The 5,886-nt window shown below is 54.2% G+C and carries 9 protein-coding genes; all 9 read left to right on the top strand.

Features of this window, described 5'->3' with window-relative positions:
- The first annotated feature begins 218 nt into the window (after positions 1-218).
- The gene (locus AS156_RS42695; RefSeq protein WP_160331048.1) at positions 219-368 is read left to right on the top strand and encodes a hypothetical protein; all 150 of its coding nucleotides are present in this window, start codon (positions 219-221) and stop codon (positions 366-368) included.
- 80 nt (positions 369-448) lie between these two features.
- Positions 449-1,042: a hypothetical protein gene (locus AS156_RS03770; RefSeq protein WP_066500200.1), complete on the top strand. Its 594-nt coding sequence runs from the start codon at positions 449-451 to the stop codon at positions 1,040-1,042.
- Positions 1,043-1,137: 95 nt separating this feature from the next.
- Positions 1,138-1,512, top strand: coding sequence for a hypothetical protein (locus tag AS156_RS03765; RefSeq protein ID WP_136625988.1), 375 nt, complete (start codon positions 1,138-1,140; stop codon positions 1,510-1,512).
- Between the two features lie 81 nt (positions 1,513-1,593).
- Complete coding sequence (locus tag AS156_RS03760; RefSeq protein ID WP_066500191.1) at positions 1,594-1,818, top strand: hypothetical protein; 225 nt, start codon at positions 1,594-1,596, stop codon at positions 1,816-1,818.
- A gap of 172 nt (positions 1,819-1,990) precedes the next feature.
- On the top strand, positions 1,991-2,269 hold the full coding sequence (locus tag AS156_RS03755) for a hypothetical protein (RefSeq protein WP_066500190.1): 279 nt from the start codon (positions 1,991-1,993) through the stop codon (positions 2,267-2,269).
- Between the two features lie 95 nt (positions 2,270-2,364).
- A complete protein-coding gene (locus AS156_RS40245) occupies positions 2,365-2,892 on the top strand; it encodes an HNH endonuclease (RefSeq protein ID WP_160331047.1) in 528 nt (175 codons plus the stop codon).
- Positions 2,889-4,949, top strand: coding sequence for a phage terminase large subunit family protein (locus tag AS156_RS40240; protein WP_082747303.1), 2,061 nt, complete (start codon positions 2,889-2,891; stop codon positions 4,947-4,949). Before AS156_RS40245 ends, AS156_RS40240 begins: the two co-directional genes overlap by 4 nt.
- Positions 4,950-5,126: 177 nt before the next feature.
- Positions 5,127-5,465, top strand: a complete 339-nt coding sequence (locus AS156_RS41725; protein ID WP_136625987.1) for a hypothetical protein — start codon at positions 5,127-5,129, stop codon at positions 5,463-5,465.
- A 188-nt stretch (positions 5,466-5,653) separates the two neighbouring features.
- The gene (locus AS156_RS03735) at positions 5,654-5,878 is read left to right on the top strand and encodes a hypothetical protein (RefSeq protein WP_066500179.1); all 225 of its coding nucleotides are present in this window, start codon (positions 5,654-5,656) and stop codon (positions 5,876-5,878) included.
- Positions 5,879-5,886: the final 8 nt, after the last annotated feature.

Here is a 5,886-nt window from a genome sequence, read left to right as displayed (position 1 = left end):
GTTAAGGTCGATGGCAGCGCGAACGTAAATGTGAATTTCAGCAACATGCCGAAAGGCACGCGAACGAGCGCGAATGTCAACGGTCTGTTCAAAGAAGCCCGGCTCAATCGCGGTCGCCCCATGGCGATGGCATCGCAGGACGCCTAGTCCTAAGACTTATACATCGTGACAACCCGGATGCGGTAGTCGTGATGATTACCGCAAACGGAGGCGCATCAATGATTGTTGTAATTCCGAACTACCTGCTCGTCGTCATTCTGGTGACGCTTGCAGCCATCGTTGTGGTTCTCAGGCTTGCCAGCTTATCGCGCTATGAATGGATCATGTTCACATCGTTCATGGCGTTGGCAGTTGCATTGATCCTGTAGCCAACCATGAACTAATCATCACAAAACACGGCCAGCCGATTTGCTGGCCGTTTTCGTTTCTACGCAGGATCACGCAAATCATGTTTACGTTCAAAATCGATCTCGCGCCATTCGAAGAGCAGGTTAAGCGGATGGATGCAGCGATAGATCAAATGCCGTTCGCATTGTCCCGTGCACTCAATGACGCGGCGAACGATGCCTACGAGTACCTGATCGAAGAGACATGGCCGAAAGCCGTGAAGGTGCGAAACGCATCCTTCCTGCGTTGGGCGTTGCGGACGAAGTGGTCAACCAAGTACGATCTCGAAGTCGAGATATTCGACAACACACCGGATCAACGTGCGCACTTGGCGTTGCATGCGTCGGGCGGTGTGAAGCTGCCGAAGGGCGCTCATCTGGTCGTTCCGACCGACAACGTGAGCCGTGGTGCCTCTGGTGTACGGCAGAGCCAGCGTCCAGCAAACATGCCGAACAAGGTGGTGAAGGGAAACAAAATCTATCAGGCCGTTGGTCGTGGTAAAAACAAGCATCTTCGCCTTATGTACATCCTCACGCCCAAGGTTCAGCAACCGGCTGACGTGCCATTCTTCGAGGACTTTGAGACGATCATGCGGGAAAGCAGTCAGCGGCATTTCGCGAAACGCATGATGGAAGCCATGCGGACCCGCAAGTAACGACTACCTTTTCCAGCTCTCGGCGATCTTGCGACTACCCGATCGCAGCGCCAAGTCCGCAGCAACACACATTCACCCCCATAGAGGAACAGAACTTGAAACACCTTATTGCCATTACGGCAGCTCTCGCCATGCTCATCGCTGGTAGCGCTGCAAACGCCAACAGCAGCGGTACCGACCATGCTGACGGTCGCGGATACGGATACAGCTCATGCGCTGACTTCGGACGTGACTACCAGCGCTACGGAGACGTGTCGGAGCAATCCTATGCGTCATGGCTCTTCGGCTTCTGGTCTGGAAAGAATGCGGTGCTTTCGTTTGAGGGCAAGCGCACGAAAGACCTTACGTCGATATCATATCTGCAGGTAAAGCAGGGCATGCGTCGTTATTGTGATCAGCATCCTCTTGCCTTCTACGCTGACGGTGCCGACGATCTCTTCGATACGCTCGCCAATATGCCGAAGGGCTAAACCAACCACACCACCAATGATGCAAGCCCGGCCATTCGAGCCGGGCTTTTCTTTGTCAAACCCAAACGGAGAACTACCCAAATGTTAGACTCTCAACAGTGCTTTAAAGCTGCCCGCCCGATCCTCATGCAGTTGCTCGACGGCAATAAGGATTGGAGCAACGGCAATCTCTCCAATTTGTGCCGTGAGGCGATGGCCGCTGCTTTCGACTTCAATCAGAGGGGTGCTCCCGCACTGCCTCATGAGTATGAATGGCAGGTATTTGAGCAACTGCTCGCGATCGCTAAGGCTGCGGAAGCCCGCTGATGCAAATCAGTCACGAAGAAATCTTTGAGAACGTTGTGCAGTGGCATCGCAACAAAGCGATCCAAGCCCGCGACGATCATCGTTCGCGCGACTCTGCAAGGCACTGGCGCATTGCCAGATACTTCGAAGCCCATCACGGGTGTCCCGCCAATTGGTCGGACGTTGATCGCGCATGAGCTACGCATTCGACCTTGAATGCCTCGTCGAGCGCGATGACAGGCATGTCGTCACAGAAGGCGTCATTGCTACGTGCCTCACGATGAGTGAAGCCGAGAACATCGCCGAGAGGTTATGCTGGGACTACCCTACTGCAGGCGTCGTCATCTGGCGCGTACCTTACGACCGAGAACTGCATCTGCATATCGATGGTGAGCCGAAAAAGCTGATGTACATCGGCAAGGACTTGCGCTGGTCAGGATACGATCGCTCATGGGTAGTCGATAGGAAATAGAGGTTTTGATCACTGACCGGATGTACGTCAGTGATCGAGAGAGAGCCATCGGCGCTTCGGCGTCGGTGGCTCTATTGTTTTATGAGGGACAGAAGATGACTGAGTTGACTGCAGAGAGGTTGAGGGAGGTGCTGACGTATAGCCCTAGATCGGGATTGTTTCGCAATCGAGTAAACCGGCAAGGCGGTCGCAATAAAAATAAAAATCGCGCTGGCGATGTGGTTGGGGCGATGAATGACCAAGGCTATCGCATTATCACGATCGATTACCGAAAATATCGCGCACATCATCTTGTGTGGCTCTACGTTTATGGTCGCTGGCCTACCGATCAGATCGATCACATTCGCGGTATCGGTCGCCTCGACCAAGATCGTCTCGAAAATCTTCGCGAGGCTTCTCAGAGCGAGAATATGTGCAATCTTCAAGGTCTCCGCGTTGACAATTCGTCTGGCTTCGTTGGCGTTAATTTGCATACGTGCGGCAAATATCAAGCTTATGTGACGCTCAACGGTCATCGGCATTATCTCGGTCTATTCGACACCGCAGAGGAAGCATCAGCCGTCCGCAACGCCGAAGCACAGCGTTTGCACGGCGCGTTTTATAACGATGGTACTCGCCAATGAACCGGGAAATCATCTCAGCCATCACGGAAGCCTGCGAGGTTTGCAAAGCTCCGGAGCATCTCAACCTAGTCGAGTGGAGCGAGCGCTATCGTTACGTGCCTGCCAAGACATCAGTCAGTCCGGGGCTTTGGAGAACTTCCGCCCAACCATGTTGTTACGGCATGATGTTGGCCGTCACCGACGATCGCAATCATACGATCACGATCATGTCGGCCACTCAGGTTGTGAAGTCCGAGTTGCTGATCAATACAGCGCTCTATCATATGCATCATGAGTCGGCTGCAGTTCTGTTCGTGCAGCCGACACAATCAAGTGCCGAGTCTTTCAGTAAGGAACGGCTTGCACCGTCGATAGAGTCATCTCCGGAGCTTCGCGCTCTCTTCGATACTGGCGCACACAACTCTGATTGCACCATCCAACATAAATCATATCCCGGTGGCGCTCTGGACCTTGTTGGCGCAAACAGTCCTACGGACCTCGCGTCCCGTCCGAAGCGCATCATTCTGTGCGACGAGATCGATAAGTACCCTGTATCAGCAGGTGCAGAAGGCGATCCGCTCAAACTGGCCGAAGAGCGGGCGTCAACGTACAAGGCCGTTGGTCGCGCAAAGTTCGTTCGTACCTGCAGCCCAACTGTCAAAAACGAGTCTCGCATCGGCCGTGAGTATGCGGCATCCGATCAGCGGCGTCTTTATATCCAGTGTCCCCATTGCTTCGAGCATCAAACTCTGAGCTGGGCCAATATGCGTTGGTCTAAGGATGAGGCTGGAGAGCATCTGCCGGATACAGCGGCTATCTCATGCGGCGTCTGCGGAGTGCTCTGGACTGAGCGTGAGCGTATTGCTGCCCTCGATGAGCTGGCGACTGCCAGTGATCATGGTTGGCGTCAGACGGCAGAGTTTAGCTGTTGCGGAGAGAAACAAACTCCGGTTGTTTGGAATGCAGAAGGCCGTTCGCTCTGCCAGCATTGCGAACAACCATCGCCCTATGCAGGCCATGCCGGATTTTGTGTCAGCAAGCTCTACTCCAAGCGCCATTCACTCAGCGATATCGTTCGCGAGTTCTTAGAAGCTCAAGGCGATCCCGAGTTGCTGAGGAAATGGACTAACACTGCGCTGTGCGAACTCTGGGAAGTCAAGTGCGGCGACGGGCTCAACGAGGCATCGTTGCTGCAGCGTGCAGAGCATTACGACGGCAATTCGTTGCCTGAGTGTGTCATCTGCGTTACCGGCTTTGCTGACGTTCAGGACGATCGCCTCGAAGTGCAGTTGGTATCTTGGGGTGCCGAAGAAGAGGCTTGGCCGTTCAAGTATGAAATCCTTTTCGGCGATCCGGCTCAGCCTACGGTTTGGCATGATCTCGACGAGCTGTTGCGTGAGAAGTTCTCCACCATCAGCGGACGACCGCTGACGATTGCAGCATTCGGTATCGATACGGGCGGACATCATGCTGCAAGCGTATTCGAGTTTTGCAATCAACATCGTGGCCGTCGAGTGTTCGCCTGCAAAGGTCAGGCCGGTGCCCGTCCTATCTGGACTAAGCTCCCGACGAAATCGAATACAGGTTTCCCGTTATGGCTGATCGGAGTCGATGCTGCGAAGGAAAGCATCTACGCAAAATTAAAGATCACTGCACCTGAACCCGGAGAGCGCAAGGCAGGCTTCATTCACTTTCCGACCAACGCCGAAGAGTTTGGTCCGAGATATTTCAAAGGTCTGAACTCGGAGCGTCGTGTCACACGTAAGAGAATGGGCCAAACCTATAGCGTCTGGGAAAAGGTAGTCGAACGCAACGAGCCGTTGGATACACTCGTCGGAGCGCTTGCCGTTAGAAAATCGTTGCCCGGTTTCATCAGGCAGGCGACTGAAATCCGCACCGTAGCGCCTCCAGCTCCGACTACTCCAGCAGCTCCAGTGCGGCCAACGCCGAAGCCTCTGGTCATCGAACGTCATGATGAAGATGACGGATCGATCCATTCGGCATTCACGCAGCCTCAACCGCAACGGCATCCGGGATGGTTCAAGCCACGGTCTGGCGGGTGGATGAGGCGTCAATGACGCATTCTTCTAACGTCGGCCTTTGGCTTGGGGCGTCATGAATTTAATTTCGGTGCATCTTGCACCGAAATTAACTGACACTTGACATCCCACGCAAGTCCCAACGACTGGCGGGGGCAAACCCGGCTATCGATGAACCGCTTGACATCGAAAATTTAATGTTCGGCGATCCTCACCTTGATCAAGCAACCGGAATTGTCACTCACTTTACACACCGTGAAAGTTGGGCTTGACGGTTCGGCCTTCGCCGACTTGCCAGTCCTGCACGGCGGACTCAGATTGGCGTCGGTTCTCTTCAACACAGGATACCCTTCAATGCTCATGATCAATCGTGACGAGCTTATTACCCGCATAATCGAAGCATGGACCGGAACTCCTCGCGGCGAACTCTCAGCCGTCGAGGTAGTCGATAGCCTTGACGACGACGTTCGCGATCGCTGCGAAACCATGGTGGATGTATTTCTCAATTTCGTCGGCGAGGTTGCTGCAGGCGAGCGGCGGATTGTACTTCACTGACGACTTGCATTGATCCGGCAAGCGACATACATCGTGATCGTCGCGCGATCAGGTATCTTCCGCCATCAGAGCCAAGCCGTCAGGCATCGGGCCAGCAAAACGGAAGCCGCGACCTTCCCCAAATTTCACATTCTGCGACCGTGACCGGCCTTGAGCCGGTTCACGGCGCATGACATCGAGGATCATCAATGGCAGAGACGACTGCGGAGGTTATGGTTCACCCGCTCAAATACGATCGTAAGGCCAAAACCTACCGGATGCGGACACAGGCCGAGCTGCAAGCGGAAGCCGAAAAGATTTTAGTTCGGCGGGAGCGGAAGCAGCTCTATGCTCAACTCGACGCGGAAATTGATCGGGCAATAAAGCTTGGACTCGACGGCTTTGTATTTCCGGTCAAGTTGACTAATCGCTGAACTCAACC

This window comes from Bradyrhizobium macuxiense, from assembly GCF_001542415.1.
GTDB lineage: Bacteria > Pseudomonadota > Alphaproteobacteria > Rhizobiales > Xanthobacteraceae > Bradyrhizobium > Bradyrhizobium macuxiense.
Note: the sequence above shows the minus strand (reverse complement) of the source record. Positions and strands in the feature narration are given on the sequence as shown.